This is a genomic window from Microcoleus sp. D2_18a_B4, assembly GCF_036702475.1.
Lineage (GTDB): Bacteria > Cyanobacteriota > Cyanobacteriia > Cyanobacteriales > Microcoleaceae > Microcoleus.
The window spans coordinates 17,745-33,409 of the sequence record NZ_JAUBTL010000003.1 but is presented as its reverse complement, the minus strand read 5'-3'; the positions used below and the strand labels follow the sequence as shown (position 1 = coordinate 33,409).

The window sequence follows — 15,665 nt, the reverse complement described above, 5'->3', positions numbered from 1 at the left end:
AAACAGCAGAAAAGGCTGAGATTGTTTGTCGATGAGTCGATCGAACAATCTGCACAAAATCAGTAACGTTGGGTACACCTGGGTAGAAATTAACTTTCATTTGCCAGCCCCTCCCTCAGAAGTGGCAGACTTAAGAAAAAAGTGCTGCCCTCCCCCACAACGCTCTCCACCCACATCCGCCCCCCGTGCTGCTGCACGATACTGCGACAAATAGCCAGCCCCAAACCAGTACCTCCCTTCTGGCGAGAATCAGAAGCATCAACTTGTTGAAAGCGTTCAAAGACCATCTCCAGTTTGTCTGACGGAATACCCCGCCCTTGGTCTTTCACAGCAATCACGATGTACCACGAACTCGGAACTGGCAAATGCGGAGGCGCGGCTGCAGGCTCAGGAGACAACAAAGACGGAGACGACACCGACTTGGGCGCTGCTTTTTCTGCCAAATCGGGATTGTGGGTCAACTCCCCGCTCAGCCAAACCGTAGCGCCGGAGGGAGAAAATTTTATAGCATTACTGAGTAAATTTGTCAAGGCTTGAATTAGCCGATCGGGAACAGCTTGCAATTGCGCCCCCACAGGCTTCACCGACAGAGTAACTCCCGCCTGCTGAGCCATTCCCTGCATCTCGTCAGCCGCCTGCAACATCAGGTCAGCCACATTGCAAGTTTGTTTGATGGCAGTGCTGTAACTCGACTCCATCCGCTCTAAATCTAGGATGTCGTTGACCAAGCGCACCAAACGGTCAGTGTTAGTGACAGCAATCTCCAGCATCCGCTTAGCTTTCTGGGGGTAAGCGTCCAGCAGGCCGCTGTTGAGGAGGCCGAGGGCGCCGTGAATCGAGGTCATCGGCGTCCGCAGTTCGTGGCTGACAACAGAGATGAATTCATCTTTCATGCGCTCGACGGCAAGCCGCTCCGTGATATCTTTAAAAGTCACCACAGCTCCAATAATTTCGCCTTGTTCTCGCATCGGAGCGACAACGTACTCAACCGGAAAACTGCTGCCGTCTCGCCGCCAAAAAATCTCATCGGTGACGCGCCGCGCCTCTCCGTCTTCCAAGGTGGCTAAAATTTGAGAACTTACCCGCTTCGGTAGCAGTTTGCCCGCCTGCGGTGCGGCGCAGTGTGGGACCAGTTCAGAGCCTGAATTGATGTCTGTTGCAGGTGACAGTTGCTTGATCGCCCTCGAGCATTCTTGCTGTGAACGGTGTAAGCTTTCATAGAGTGGTCGATCGATCAATTGCTTCGATTCGCACCCAGCCATTCTCACCGCCGCAGGATTGACAAAAGTTACTTTTCCCTGTTTGTTCAACCCGCAAATTCCTTCTCCTGCGGAGAACAAAATCATTTCTGTTTGGTGGCGGAGTTGTTCAAAGGCTTTTTCCACTCGCTTGCTGTCGCTGATGTCGCGAGAGATTGTCGAAACGCCCGTTACCGCTCCAGTCGCGTCTTTAATCGGAGAAATCGTCAGGGACACATCTATCTGTTGGCCATCTTTCCGCAAGTGCACGGTTTCGTAATGGTCGATGGTGGCTCCAGCCCTAATATTTTCCAATATTTGAGGCATTTCCTTGGGGCGTTCGGGTATGGCTAAAATCTCGATCGACTGCCCCTTGATTTCCGCCGCACAGTAGCCGTAAATCTTCTCTGCTCCTGCGTTCCAGCTCTGAATTGTCCCGGTGAGGGTTTTGCCGACGATGCCGTCGTCGGAAGACTCGACAATCGACGCCAAGCGCACGAGTTCGTCTCTAGTTTGCTTGTATTCCGTGATGTCGCGGCCCAAAATCACGATACTTTTGCGTCTGCCGTCGGGGTGAAATACGGGTACTTTAATCACGTCGTAGATTTTCACAGTACCGTCCGATCGGGGAATCATTTCTTCCCCCCTAGAAAGCTTACCTTTTGCCCACGCTTCTCGATCGCTGACCTCGCACGCCTGTAGCGCCTCGCGGTAAAAACTGCTGAGTTCTCCTAGCTGAAAATCTTTAAGGCCGCGGTAGTCTATTTTTTCTAGCTCGAACACTTCCAATATCGCTCGATTTGCCTCCTGCCACCTGCCCTCGCCATCTTTGAAGCAGACAATATCTGGCATGGCATTCATCAGCGAGTCGAGATAGGAGTTTTCTCGCGCTGCAGCTTCTACCTCGGCCCGCTTGGCGATTTCCCGTTGCAGGTTTTCGTTTGCCGTTTGCAGCGAGTCCTTTAACAAACTTTCTGTAAAAGTCTGTTCTTTAATTATTTCCTGAAGTCTGTGGAGTTCTAGCGACTGCCACCTGCGCGCCAACAAATTCTCTACCCGCAAGTGCAGTTGGGCGGGTTCGGCGGGAGTTACTATCCAATCGTCTATTCTGCCTTCGAGTTGTTTTGCCTGCAGCGAAAATGCCTGCTCAGAAAGAGCAGGCGTTTGGGATTTACTCAGAAGCAAAAACGGTAAAAATATCGGCTCGGCGGCAGCTTTTAATGATTCTACCAGCGGCCCGATGCGATCGAAATTTGCCTCGTCGAGAATGCACAAGTCAAAAGCGAGTTGGGGAATGGGGAATTCGGAGTTGGGTTCTAAAGCGCGATCGAGTACGATCACCTCATGCTCGGTGTTGAGGTGGGCGATCGGCAAATTAAGTTGTTGGTGGCGATCGACCAAGAGTAAAATGCGGCTCATTAGTTTGTTGATTTCCCCATGACTAATGATATGATGGTCGGCAAATTAACTATTATAATAAGGTTTGTATTCATGACTTTAGTCTTCTTTTTTATGAGAACTGAAGCCCTCATTACAAACATATTCTCTAGCGCTAGATCGACCGGATGCGATCCGAATGATAAAGGTATTAGGCAGCCAGAGTTGAAGCCCCAATTCAATAAAATTGGATAATTATTGAATTGTTTGTTCGTTCAAAAAATGAGTATTGACTAATGACTGTTGAATGACTGTTGGCGGGGGCGGGTTTATATTTATTTGGGTTGTCAGTTCTATTTTGCTGGTGCAACCCGCCCCTACAGCTTAATGACTAATGACTGATCACTAATGACTTTTTACGGCATTCCGATCGGAATAAAAGCATCGTCCGGCATACAGGTAGAGTAACGCTGCCCTTCCGATAAAACTGCAATCAGCCTCATCTGCCAGTCGGGCATAATCTGCAAATCCGCCCAGGGCACTGCTACCTCCAAACATTTATCCAATCCCACTTGGGCCCGGCTGAGGCGGGGCTGCCACTCATCGCCCTCTCCTGCTTCGTGAAACGCAATCGATTTCGTCAGCAAATTAATCTCTAACTGATGGTGGAATCGGTAGTTTAGCGGTGCTTCGTCGGGCAAACCCGACAGCGGAATCAGACTGTTTTTCATCGTGCGATCGGGATAAAACCAGAACAAATTTAACTCTGGAGGGCAATCAATTCCCGGCCGCACCCCTACCTTGAAGTCGGCGCGAATGTAAAAATTCAAGTGGTCAACCCCGTACCAAAGCCGCTGAATTGCCGAACTCCGGTGCATCGTACCCCTTGCTCCCCCAACTTCAATCCGACCGGCTTTGTCCCAATCCTGTTCGTTGCCGATACCGTCAATTACCGGGTGAATAAAGCTCAGCGGCTCGTGGTCGCCTTGAACCTCGTGTACCTCTACTTGCCGTCGCACTTCCGGGGGTACGGGTTCGCCAAGAGCGTCGTAAATCGCCGCTACGTGTTCGCGAAATAGCTGGTCGAACATGGCATCTTGGTTCGACGTGTGACCCTCGCCAAACCACCAGAACCAGTCGGAACCTTCGGCCGCATAAAGCGCTTCCCAAGCTTCAGGGTTGCTTTCTTCTGTGGCCTCTGGATGGTTTGCCAGCATTTGTCTGGCGGGCCCTAATATGTCCCAAGCGCGATTTTTCGCGGGATCGCCGATCCAAGTTGTCAGAGAACCGTCCACCCAGGAACCGGTGTGCAGTTGAGCTGCGGGAATTGTTTCGGTTGCTGGGAATTTGTCGAGAAATTCTGAGACTGTGACTAATTTGATATCTGGATTATCGCTGAGAGTTTGATAGAGGGATTCTAAGAACGGTTTGCCGTCTTGGGGATAGAATTCCCAGCAATTTTCGCCGTCTAGGGCGATCGTCACTAACCAGGGATTTTCTAAAGCTGTTTGGCCGTCGGACTGTCGGTTTTTGAGAGTTCTGCCGATCGCTTCTAAGTGTCCCACTAAATCTGATGCTGCTTTTTCCGGTTCCATCGAACCGTAGGTAAACCCGATCAAGTCGGACAATCTGTGGTCTCTAAATACTATGGCTAAATCGCCGTCAGGAGTTTCTAAACGGTAAGGGCGATATAACAATTCTGGTTCGTAGACATTCCCTGTCGCGTCGCGGTTGAAAAAGTGTTTAATTGTCCACCCCAATACTGCTTCGTCCGAGACTATCCATTTAAAGCCTTGTTTGGCAATGTAGGGCAAAATTTCCGGGCTGACTGCTTGTTCCGACGGCCACAAACCGCGCGGTTGGCAATCAAACCGGTCTTGATACATTTCCCAGGATTTTCTCAGGTGTCGGGGAATATCTTCTTCCCACTGAAACCGGTGTTGTGGCAGCGTCATATTGGGAATAGCTATGCGGCCGCCATTGGTGTCGGCAAGCAGCGGTAAAATCGGGTGCGTGTAGGGGGTTGTGGAGACTTCCAACTGTCCCTCAGCTTGCATTTTACGGTGCTGGGGAATGATGCGAGCGAGGATTTCTTTTTGTTTTGAGTAGATGTTTTTTCTGTCTACCAAACTAAAATTTTGTCCTTGTTTGAGCCACCCTGCAATCTCCGGGTCATCCCAAAACAGCGGGTCAATCCAAGCTAAATTGTGCCAGGCCAGCAAGTCGCTAAAATCCTGCAATTTCCAGTTTGCCAAACACCACTGAATGCCTTTTTCCTGCCGCTGAGTGTAGAGTTGAGCGTAGCGGGGATGCGGCTGAATCAGGGTGTGGTAATTGGCGTCAAAGAAGTGTTCTAAAATGAACTCTTGTTCTTCGATATTTAAAGTTTCTGCTGGCTTTAATGTCACCGCCAAGTAAGGGTCTAATGCTCTGTCTGCGATGCAGTCTTCTATCTGCAAAATCAAGGAGGGAACCAGGTTTACGGTTTGATGCAGGTTGGGATATTTGGCCAGCATTAGCACTAAATCCAAGTAGTCTTTGACTCCGTGCAAGCGCACCCAAGGCAGTCGGTACTGGGCTGCTGCTGTGCTAGCTGATACTCTGGATTTGTAGAGCGGTTGGTGTTGGTGCCAAATGAAGGCTACATAAAGGGGGTGAGACATTGAATTTAGTAATTGGTAATTGGTAATTGAATTTGGTAATTGGTAATTGGTAATTGGTAATTGGTAATTAAATTTGGTAATTGGTAATTGGCAATTAAATTTGGTAATTGGCAACAGTCAACAGTCAACAGTCAACAGTCAACAGTCAACAGTCAACAGTCAACTGCCAACTGCCAATTGCCAACTGACTAATTACATTACCTGTTCGACTTCGGCAATTTCTGGGATAGCCTCGCGCAGGCGACGTTCAATGCCCATTCTCAGAGTCATTGTGGAACTCGGGCAAGAGCCACAAGCTCCTTGCAGTCTCAGGTGTACCACTGGGCCGTCAATTTCTACGAGTTCGACGTTGCCACCGTCGGATATCAGGTAGGGGCGCATTTCATCGAGAACTGTTTCGACGTTATCTCTGGTTAGTGCTAGTGTCATATTTCGCCTCTGTGATGATTTCTTGCAGTTGATGAAAGTTCGATTTGACTCAAGGGCAGCATTCTCAACCGCGCGAGATTTAAGAAACCGGGTTTCTTGACAAAAGAGTTGCACGCTCAGGTGAGCTGGCTACAGGAAACCCGGTTTCTGTCACGCTGATGCTCGATTTCAATTCGCTCTCTGGTTCGATCGTAGCGTTACTTGCCGCCAAATCAAGTTGATTCTGATACGTTATCCAAAAAAACCCGTTTTATTTAAGAAATCGGGTTTTTGAGGCCGCTACACTACTGCTGGTTCTAGCAGTTTGACGTTGGAGTAGTTGAACTCGGTTGTTGTCAGTTGACCTTTTTCTTTGGCTCGAACTACTTGCTTGGTCATGACATAATAGTCGCCTATCTTGTCAAAGGTATCTTCAAATTCCAGTTCTTTGATGATTTCGTCTGTTTGGGGGTTGCGGAAAACGGCATCGTAGTGGGTGGCCAAAGAACCTTCGGGTGTCTCTAAGCTTTTGTGCGTGTCAATTACGAAAGCCATGCGGCCCATCACCCGGCTGACTTGACAAATTGAGAGACCTCGGATTTTATAATTCGAGCCCATTGAGTCGCCTTGCACCAAGATGTCCACAGCGTCTGTGCTGTCCTTCTCGCCCAGGGTGAAGCTATTTTTGCCGTGAGATTTTTCAAATGTCGAGCGTTTGCGGTGGGTGACAATATCGCGCATTTGGGTGTAGACGCTTTGCTGCACTTCCTCGTCTTCAATGCCCGTGACTTCCACGCTCATGTCGGGTTTGATCCAAACATGACCCGTATATACTTCGTCGCCCTGTTTGAGTTCAATATCGGCACTGTAACCGGGAAAATTGGCATCCCAGGTATAGCGGTGTTCGTAAGCAGCGCGAAACAAATCGCGAGCGTTGGCTTGCTCTGTCATAAATCCCTCTTTCTCTTGACACCCATCTAGTTTAGCTTAACCGCGAGAAGCCCCACATTCACTGGATAGGGGAGTTACCCGCACTCCTGGCGAGCACTTCTTGGGGGTGCGGCGGGGCTGGCAATTAGGGTGCAACAAGAATTTACTTTCTCTATCGGTTGCTATGATTTGAAAATGAAGTCCCAAAATGCCTGGTTATTGAGAGCGCGATTGGTTGCAAGCCAGACACCAGTCTTAGTTATGGGTTATGTTGAAAAAACTTGTGTCCGCTTTTTAGGGGTTGCACCCGCAGGCAACTATTAGATTCCCCCCTTAATAAAATGCTAGAAACTGTCTACCAACACTTAAAGATATTGCAGGAACAAGCTAAGGAATTGCCACAGCCGCAACAGGCAATTTTAACAAAAAATCTGGAAAATCTATCAAATTCTTTACAGGAAATGGCAGGCAGCCGCTTGTTTGAAAGCGCAACAAATAACGCGGCAAAGCTGGTTGAAGTTGAAAAAAATAATCGCCTATTAGAACGCACTGTAGCCCAGCAAGTAGGGCAAATCAGACAGCTACGGGAGCAGTTGGAAAAACAAATCAGCCAGCATCGCAGGGACACTCAAGCATTAACTAAAAGTGAAGCCAAACTGCAAGCTATGCTGCGTAATTCTCCCGATCTAATTAGCATTGTTGGCTCGGACGGGCGAGTTCGATACCACAGCGGGTCTCTACAGCGGCTTTTGGGTTACAACCCAGAAGAAAGAATTGGCAAATTTCATGGCGAGTTAATTCATCCAGACGATTTGCTGGCTTGGCAGACGTATTTTGGTAAGTTGTTAGAATCTCCCGGAATTGGGGGGGCAATCGAATATCGCAAACGCCACGCTGACGGTTCTTGGATCTACATGGAGTCGATAGGTAACAGTTTGCTTTACGATTCTAGCGTGCAGGGAATTATAATTAATTCGCGGGAAATAGGGGAACGAAAGCAAGCCGAAATCGCAGTCCGAGAGTCGGAACTTCACTACAGAGTTATGTCGCAAATTACTTCGGATTTTGCCTATTCTTTTAAGGGACTGCCCGACGGCAAGTTCGCCTGCGAGTGGGCTACAGAAGCTTTTGAGCGCTGCACTGGGATCGTTCCTGAAGAATTAGAATCGTTTGGTTGGTGGAACTCCGAACTCGTTCATCCCGACGACAGGGAAATGTTAATTAACCAATTAGAAGGCTGTACTTTCAGTCGCACTGGAGCTAATGAGTATCGCATTATTAATCAAAAAGGCGAAGTGCGCTGGGTGCGGGACTACTGGCAAGTGGTGTGGGACAAAACTGCTGAACGGGTTGTCCGTTTGTGGGGCGCTTGTCAGGAAATTACCGATCGCAAGCAAGTAGAATTGAAACTGCAACTCGTTAACCAAGTTTTGCAAGCCCAGATAGCATCGGCGCCGCTGGCGATTAACTGTACCAGCAATGACGGCAATACCGTTGTTTGGAACCGCGCCGCCGAACAACTTTTTGGCTGGACTGCGGCTGAGGTTTTAGGGAAACCTTTACCGAATATTCCTGAAGGCCAAAAGCAAGATTTTTACGCGCTGCTAAAGTCTGCGTCTAATGGCAAACCGCAAAACGGTTTGGAAATATCTTTGTTGAAAAAAGACGGTAGTTCGATCGATGTTTGGCTGTGGGCCGCACGTGTGCGAGATGCGGGCGGCCAGACTGTCGGCAGTATCAACATATTTTCTGATCTTTCCGAACGCAAGCGCATAGAGGAAGAGCGCCAAAAACTAGCAGCTATGAAAGATATGGAGGAACCTTTTTGGGCACGCTATGTCAGCCCTCCAAAAACTCCGAAAAAAAAAGGCAGTCAGTAATTCTATCAAGCACAAGTCAAAAGCATTAAAAGTGCGAAAGTGCAATCTTATGCTTGCAATATCCTTTCCGATCCAATAACCTATTTAATGGGAGTCGTTCGATCGGACATAATATGATAAATACACCGGGCTACTACGTGTAGTAGTTGCTATGCTGTACTGTGTAAAACTATAATTCCCTAAAAAAAATTGATGAACTAGCTACCGAAGTTAGTGAGGGAATCTATCGATAAAGTGTCAGCTTTTTCAGGGGTAAAACTTGTGGGTACGATAAATATTATACTTGTTAAATACGCCACTAGAAGGTTTACTGAGGTTCCGATTTTTCCTTGTTCCTGAGAGTGGCTAACTCTGCGTGAGTTTGGCAAGCTTCACTTAACTCAATGTAATCTAAGATATTGGAAATTACCTGAGAAAGGTGGATAGCCGAACGGTGAGCTTCTTGGATAAAATCTCTCTCCTCTATGGGATCGTCAGCTTGGTCGTCTATGGTTAGTTGTAGATAGCCGATGATGTGATTTAGGGGAGTGCGGAGCTCGTGGGACGCCTTCAACAAAAATTGCTTTTTGAGCTGGGATAGTCCTTGTACTCGCTTGCTGCGATCTTGGTAGAGGGTGGCCAGGGCGATCGCACTTCCTACTTGCTCGGCAAGTTCTTGTGCGAATTCGATCTGGCATTGAGTCCAAGGTTGATCGGTCTTACCCTTTCTCGACGATCGACCTTTGCACTGATGCAAGCTAATTATGCCGTTAGGTTGCTCTTGGTAAGCGGTAGCCACCACTAGCAGCGACTGTGGCCCAAAAGGGTCATTGGCTGCAAAGGAGTCTACTACGACCGGTTCGAGGGTGGCTAGAGCTTGAAGGAAATGAGGTGCTGCTGTGAGCGAGATTTCCATTCCCAGCATGGGTAAAAATGGTTCTTGGCAGTATTCAGCAGCTACTTTGACTTGCAGGCTAGAACTTTCATAGGGACAAATGATGCAGCGGCTGACGCCTAGTGTTTCTCCCAGACTGTTAACTGTTTGCTGCCAGATGGTATCGAGATCCAAGGTTCGACGAATATTTCTGCCAATTTGGAGTAAAAGTTTTTGCGATTGAGCTGATATTTGCTGATTCATAGCAACCCCTTTTCTACTAGACTGGCAAAAGTTTACCACTCCGGCAACAGAGCAGGGAGTTACTGAATTTGCCAGCCTGCCGCTGTCCGACTTATGAATTACGTAATTCTACTTAAATATTGCCACAGACCGTCAAACATTACTAAGTATTTGCGGTGTCTTTACAAGATCTTTATGATTTTCACATAGAAGGGAGAGCATCCTGTTTTCTTAAAAATCCTTGACAGTAGGGGATTAGGAAGCTGAATCAGTGCTAAAAGTAGGCATTAAGTTATTGTAAAGTTGGCGCTTTGTGGGGGTTTACTAGGAGGTGTGAGCTGCCAGCCGACAGATTAAAGATGAGCTGTTATCCGTATCCCCCGGATTTGATTTATGCCAATTCTGGGTGGGGATCAGAAGTAGCGTGGGTGATCAATATGAACCCAAAACTCCCAAGCAGGGAGCTTGGCGACGGATAAAAGTCAAAATTGATACGCTGCTGGGCGATCGAACTGTGTTTGTAGGATAATTACCAATTATCGATGACTTTTATTCACCCAACTGAACCCACGGATACAGGAATATAGGAATTTTTAAGTTAGTAAGGTACAGTTGGGTAATTGGTAATTGGTAATATCAATTCCGGCTGCGTCGGAATGATATCAAATCCGCGCTTCATCGTCGGGCGTAAAGTCGAATCAAGATGCCCACAAATAATTCGCGCAATTTTCATTTTTTTGACACATCCTTCTACAGTCAACAGTCAATCGATTTTAGATTTTAGATTTTAGATTTTAGATTAAAGAATTGAAGCATTGACCCCACGGAGAAGTTCGGGGGGCAAGTTTCATCGAATACACGTTTTTTATTTCTGGGTACTGAGTCTGCGAAGGAATGAATCCGGGGGCTTGTATCCTGGATGCTTTCGGCCAACAGTCAACAATGATTCCGGTTGCACCGGAATCGATATGATTAATTTTTAAATAGTGGTTCTTGATAAAGCGGCACAGTAAAAGTAACAGTCGATCCGAGTCCTTCCCCCATACTGTAAAAATTTACTGTACCGCCCATTGCTTCTACCAGTTTTTGAGAAATAGCCAATCCCAAACCGGTGCCGCCGTATTGCCTGGTACGATCGCCGTCCACCTGAAAAAAGGACTCAAATAATTTATCTTGCTTGTCGAGAGAAACGCCAATGCCAGTATCAGCGACTCTAATTTTTACCATTCCGGGGAACTGCTGGTTGTGAACAGTCACCTTTTTCTTAATAACCTCGGCACTGATGCGAATTCCCCCTTCCCCGGTAAATTTAATTGCATTGCCCGTGAGGTTCAAGATTACTTGAAGCAGGCGTTGGTAGTTGCCATACAAAATAATCTCGTCCTCCACAGGGGGTTTTTGGATTTGAAATTGCAATCGCTTTTGCTCGACTTGAACCCGTGTAAAATCCTCAACTTGTTGCAAAAGTTCACCGAGTTTGACGGGAGCGAGGTCTAACTCCATTTTGCCAGCTTCGATTTTAGCGACATCCAAAATATCGTTAATCACATTGAACAAATGTACTGCTGAGCGGTAAGCTTCTTCGATAAATTGGTGCGCTTCTTCGGGGTCATCTGCCATGCCGTCCATAAGCAGTTTTAGGAAGCCGAGGATGCCGTTGAGGGGGGTGCGGAGTTCGTGAGAAGTATTAGCAAGAAATTGACTTTTAAGTTGGGAAAGAGCCACGGCTTCGGCGCGGGCCTGTTCTAGTTCTTGGTAAAGTGTAGCGTGGGCGATCGCACTGCCGACTTGAGCGACTAACTCGCGGGCGAATTCGAGTTCGACAGGACTCCATTTCGGAGAATTGCCGCAGCGGTGCAAACATATCAGTGCATTGGGTTGGTCTTCATAGGAGGTAGCTGCTACGAGCACGGAATGGCGGTAGAAGGGATCGGTGGCGGGGGAGGCGTAATCCACTGCTACTGGTTTTAAGGTGGCTAAAGTTTGAATCCACCCCGGCTGTTCGGCTGCGCGCAGTTCTAATCCCAGCATAGAAGAGTAAGCTTCTTGGCGGTACTCAGCTACTACTTTAAAAGTTTTCGATTGGAGATTTTCGATTTGAGCAGGGGAAAGCGGGAGCGAGGGATCGCTAGCTATTGACTGGTGTAATTCCCCTGCTGCAGTCGAATTTTGCTGATTTTCGGAGGCAAGGAAGGAGGAGGTTTCGAGATTTTCGCTGTCTTTTTTGTAGGAACAGATGATGCAGCGACTCGCGTTCAAAACTTGACCCAAGCTGTTAACAGTTTGTTGCCAAATTGTGTCTAAATCGAGGGTTTTGTGCAGGTTTTGAGCGATTTGGGAGATAATTTTACGGTCGATTTCCGAGTAGGGAGGGAGCGATCGACCGGGGATACGGCTCGCTGGAAGGGACATTTGTTGGCGGGCGTCCAAGGGGGAGGGCAAAGCTCGATAGAGCATGAATTCTGGGGAGTCTGGCCGTCTGTCTGTGGGTTTGTCAGACAGCAGCCTTCCCATAACTAAGACTTTTGTAGCTTTGCCGTTTGAGTCGATCGCCGGAGTGAGTGTCAAATCGAAGAGAAAATATTGTCCGCCGTGGCAAAATGGATAGCTGAAGCGTTGCGGCACGAGGGTTTCGAGCGCCCGCCGCAGGATATCGAGATAAGGCGCAGGGGGGATGGGTTGCAGGGTTTCGCTGAGGGGGCGATCGACAATTTGTTCTGCTGTAAGGTTATACTGCTCGGCTTTTTGCCAGTAAAAAGATAGATATCGACCAGAGGCGTCTTGGGTAAATACTAATTCTGCCCCTAACTCTTGAAAAAAAACTGTAGAGGCGAGGCTCGATCGCCGAAAATCTGTGTTAGAGTCCATCAGAGTAGGGGATGAAAGTAGTTCGGATTTTTGAGTCTTGAGTTTTTAATAAAGAACTCAAGACTCCCCCTTGTTTGGGGCTTCTACTGTTAATTTGTGAGTTATTAATCAATTAAAAAGTTGTTGGCTTTTTAATTAAAACATTAATCGCTCAAAACTCACAATTTGCAAAACTTTTAGGCTTCTACTATTGACTTTTGAGTGATTAATGAACTCAGAAAATGTTAAATTTTTAATTCGGAACTCAACTCAAAACTCAAAACTATTCGTTCTCAGCCGTTTTGGGTAATTTAAAGATAAAAATTAAGATTGAGAAATTAGGAATCTGCACCGATTAACTATCAAGTGTGAAAATTACGCCAAAATATGAGGCTGCGAACAACTCAAGTCGGGAAATGGCTCACCCATTTTTTCCCTCACCTAGAATAGTTCCGAGGTTGTGATTTAGCCGAGTTCACTCGCCCACCACCTGTAGCTTTAGCCACGAAATCTGCAGGAGATCGCCCGTGCGATCTAAATTTCACACCCCGCAGATTTGCGCGCGCCGTCTGGGGCGAGAGCACCTCAGTCGTTCCATTCACCACGCGGCGGCACTGGGGGGTTGCGGCGTAAACTCAGAGCCAGCTCGTCTTCCCGGCGCTCGCCTCGGAGCCACTGCTTGATTGCTGTTTCAATGACTTTGCTGGGGTCATTCGTCAAGTGCTTAATTTGGTCTAGCAGTTCAGGATCGATATGGATGGACAGTTCGACTTTTTCTGACGAACTGTGGGATGGTATTCTTGATTCGCTCATAGTTTAAAAATCCTAGTTTTAATTCTTAAGTTTCAATTCTTTTGATGACAACCGACTGGACTAGATATTGGCAGTCCCTGATTTGCACCCAACCTTTCCTCAACCGCTTAACCGCTTTCTGTACAATGAGAGAGAGAAAAGTTTTTTCCTTTTGGGTGTCCGGGCTCGATCGGACACTTGAAAGGCTAATAACTGATACTCTTGAGGTTTGCCTCAGTTGTGGTTTCATCTCAATCCCCAGTAAGAGGTTGAAGTAAGCACTCTACTCTTGCTTGTGTAATCATACAACAAAAAGTATCCTTTGCCGATTAGCTCTTCGATAAAAAACATGACTAACGTCCCTGTATCTCGCATTCGTAATTTTTCGATTATTGCTCACATCGACCACGGAAAATCGACCTTGGCCGATCGCCTGTTGCAGGCGACTGGGACTGTGCAGGCACGGGAGATGAAGGAGCAGTTTTTAGACAATATGGATCTCGAACGCGAACGCGGCATTACGATCAAGCTGCAAGCGGCTCGGATGAACTATACTGCCAAGGACGGTCAGGAGTACGTGCTGAATCTGATCGACACTCCGGGACACGTGGACTTTTCTTACGAGGTGTCGCGATCGCTCGCTGCTTGCGAAGGGGCGCTGCTGGTGGTAGACGCATCTCAAGGCGTGGAAGCACAAACCCTGGCAAATGTCTACCTTGCCTTGGGACACAATCTGGAAATTATTCCAGTTTTAAATAAAATTGACCTGCCGGGGGCAGAACCGGAACGGGTAAAAGGGGAAATTGAAGAAATTATCGGTCTGGACTGTAGCGGGGCGATTGAGGCTTCGGCTAAGGAAGGAATTGGTATAGATGAGATTTTGGAGTCGATCGTCGAATTGGTGCCGCCGCCGCAGGATACTGTTGACAAACCGCTGCGGGCGCTAATTTTTGACAGTTATTACGACCCTTATCGCGGGGTAATTGTGTATTTCCGGGTGATGGACGGAAGTGTCAAAAAGGGCGATCGGGTTTTGTTGATGGTTTCGGGTAAGGAATATGTCATCGATGAATTGGGCATTCTTTCACCGACTCAAGTTCAAGTAGACGAACTGCACGCCGGGGAAGTGGGTTATCTGGGCGCGGCAATTAAAGCAGTAGCTGATGCTCGCGTCGGCGATACGATTACTTTGGTCAAAAAGCCGGCACCGGAGCCTTGGCCGGGTTATACAGAGGCAAAGCCGATGGTTTTTTGCGGCTTGTTCCCGATCGATGCTGACCAATTTCCCGATTTGCGGGAAGCTTTAGAAAAACTCGAACTCAACGATGCGGCGCTTTCTTACGAACCGGAAACTTCGAGTGCGATGGGATTTGGTTTCCGCTGCGGTTTCTTGGGTTTGCTGCACATGGAAATTGTGCAAGAAAGACTGGAGAGAGAATACAATTTGGATTTGATTGTTACGGCTCCTTCTGTGGTTTATCAAATCACAACAATTAAAGGGGAAGTGTTAACAATTGACAATCCCAGCCACTTGCCAGATCCTCAGTATCGCGAGAAAATTGAGGAACCTTATGTGCGGGTAGAAATGCTGTCGCCGGAAACTTATGTGGGCGCGCTCATGGAACTGTCTCAAAGTCGGCGGGGCATTTTTGTGGATATGAAGTATCTGAGTCAAGGCCGAACTACGCTGGTTTACGAGTTGCCTTTGGCGGAGGTGGTGACGGACTTTTTTGACCAGATGAAATCGCGATCGCGCGGTTATGCGAGCATGGAGTATCACCTCATCGGTTATCGCGAAAATCCGTTGGTGAAAATGGACATTTTAATTAATGGCGATCCGGTTGACGCTTTGGCGATGATTGTACACCGGGATAAGGCTTATAATGTGGGCCGCGGGTTGACGGAAAAACTCAAGGAGTTGATTCCTCGTCATCAATTTAAGGTGCCGATTCAAGCGACAATTGGTGCGAAGGTGATTGCTTCGGAGCACATTCCGGCTTTGCGGAAGGATGTGTTGGCGAAGTGTTACGGCGGTGATATTTCGCGGAAGAAGAAGTTGCTGCAAAAGCAGGCGAAGGGTAAGAAGCGGATGAAGTCTGTGGGTACTGTGGATGTGCCGCAGGAGGCTTTTATGGCTGTGCTGAAGCTCGATCGAGATTCGTAATCTGTGTGGTTTTTTGTCAGGAACAGGCAAGATGCCTGTTCCACAAAGAGTCTGTTTTTTGTAGTGGTTTGCAGTCATCTAGAACAGGCAAGATGCCTGTTCCACAAAGAGTCCGTTTGATTGTGGCATTTTGTCAGGAACAGGCAAGATGCCTGTTCCACAAAGAGTCTGTTTTTTGTAGTTGTTTGCAGTCATCTAGAACAGGCAAGATGCCTGTTCCACAAAGAGTCTGTTTTCTTGTGGGATGGGCATCTTGCCCGTCCCTGTGGG

General features: G+C 47.7%; 9 protein-coding genes. 2 read left to right on the top strand and 7 right to left on the bottom strand.

The window, feature by feature from the left end:
• Window positions 1-89: 89 nt before the first annotated feature.
• The 4 genes from QUB04_RS02560 to QUB04_RS02545 all read right to left on the bottom strand — a co-directional run bounded on the left by QUB04_RS02560 (window position 90) and on the right by QUB04_RS02545 (window position 6,637).
• A complete protein-coding gene (locus QUB04_RS02560; protein WP_333280588.1) occupies window positions 90-2,657 on the bottom strand; it encodes a PAS domain S-box protein in 2,568 nt (855 codons plus the stop codon).
• 374 nt (window positions 2,658-3,031) lie between these two features.
• Window positions 3,032-5,278 (bottom strand): glycoside hydrolase, encoded by a 2,247-nt coding sequence (locus QUB04_RS02555; protein ID WP_333280587.1) that lies wholly within the window; start codon window positions 5,276-5,278, stop codon window positions 3,032-3,034.
• A gap of 192 nt (window positions 5,279-5,470) precedes the next feature.
• A complete protein-coding gene (locus QUB04_RS02550; protein ID WP_006632519.1) occupies window positions 5,471-5,707 on the bottom strand; it encodes a NifU family protein in 237 nt (78 codons plus the stop codon).
• Window positions 5,708-5,986: 279 nt separating this feature from the next.
• Window positions 5,987-6,637, bottom strand: a complete 651-nt coding sequence (locus QUB04_RS02545; protein ID WP_333280585.1) for a DUF3386 domain-containing protein — start codon at window positions 6,635-6,637, stop codon at window positions 5,987-5,989.
• 320 nt (window positions 6,638-6,957) lie between these two features.
• Between QUB04_RS02545 and QUB04_RS02540 the strand changes: the two genes are divergently transcribed.
• Window positions 6,958-8,496, top strand: a complete 1,539-nt coding sequence (locus QUB04_RS02540) for a PAS domain S-box protein (protein ID WP_333280583.1) — start codon at window positions 6,958-6,960, stop codon at window positions 8,494-8,496.
• Between the two features lie 307 nt (window positions 8,497-8,803).
• Here QUB04_RS02540 and QUB04_RS02535 read toward each other — a convergent pair whose 3' ends face one another.
• The 3 genes from QUB04_RS02535 to QUB04_RS02525 all read right to left on the bottom strand — a co-directional run bounded on the left by QUB04_RS02535 (window position 8,804) and on the right by QUB04_RS02525 (window position 13,252).
• Complete coding sequence (locus QUB04_RS02535) at window positions 8,804-9,613, bottom strand: GAF domain-containing protein (protein WP_333280581.1); 810 nt, start codon at window positions 9,611-9,613, stop codon at window positions 8,804-8,806.
• 951 nt (window positions 9,614-10,564) lie between these two features.
• Window positions 10,565-12,460 (bottom strand): ATP-binding protein, encoded by a 1,896-nt coding sequence (locus QUB04_RS02530; RefSeq protein WP_333280579.1) that lies wholly within the window; start codon window positions 12,458-12,460, stop codon window positions 10,565-10,567.
• Between the two features lie 564 nt (window positions 12,461-13,024).
• Complete coding sequence (locus QUB04_RS02525; RefSeq protein WP_333051858.1) at window positions 13,025-13,252, bottom strand: hypothetical protein; 228 nt, start codon at window positions 13,250-13,252, stop codon at window positions 13,025-13,027.
• A gap of 328 nt (window positions 13,253-13,580) precedes the next feature.
• Between QUB04_RS02525 and lepA the strand changes: the two genes are divergently transcribed.
• Complete coding sequence (lepA, locus tag QUB04_RS02520) at window positions 13,581-15,395, top strand: translation elongation factor 4 (RefSeq protein WP_333280577.1); 1,815 nt, start codon at window positions 13,581-13,583, stop codon at window positions 15,393-15,395.
• The last annotated feature ends 270 nt before the right edge of the window (window positions 15,396-15,665 follow it).

Coding starts and splice junctions, on each gene's coding strand:
- QUB04_RS02560 (WP_333280588.1), bottom strand. CDS start 2,657: ATGAGCCGCATTTTACTCTTGGTCGATCGCCACCAACAACTTAATTTG.
- QUB04_RS02555 (WP_333280587.1), bottom strand. CDS start 5,278: ATGTCTCACCCCCTTTATGTAGCCTTCATTTGGCACCAACACCAACCG.
- QUB04_RS02550 (WP_006632519.1), bottom strand. CDS start 5,707: ATGACACTAGCACTAACCAGAGATAACGTCGAAACAGTTCTCGATGAA.
- QUB04_RS02545 (WP_333280585.1), bottom strand. CDS start 6,637: ATGACAGAGCAAGCCAACGCTCGCGATTTGTTTCGCGCTGCTTACGAA.
- QUB04_RS02540 (WP_333280583.1), top strand. CDS start 6,958: ATGCTAGAAACTGTCTACCAACACTTAAAGATATTGCAGGAACAAGCT.
- QUB04_RS02535 (WP_333280581.1), bottom strand. CDS start 9,613: ATGAATCAGCAAATATCAGCTCAATCGCAAAAACTTTTACTCCAAATT.
- QUB04_RS02530 (WP_333280579.1), bottom strand. CDS start 12,460: ATGGACTCTAACACAGATTTTCGGCGATCGAGCCTCGCCTCTACAGTT.
- QUB04_RS02525 (WP_333051858.1), bottom strand. CDS start 13,252: ATGAGCGAATCAAGAATACCATCCCACAGTTCGTCAGAAAAAGTCGAA.
- lepA (WP_333280577.1), top strand. CDS start 13,581: ATGACTAACGTCCCTGTATCTCGCATTCGTAATTTTTCGATTATTGCT.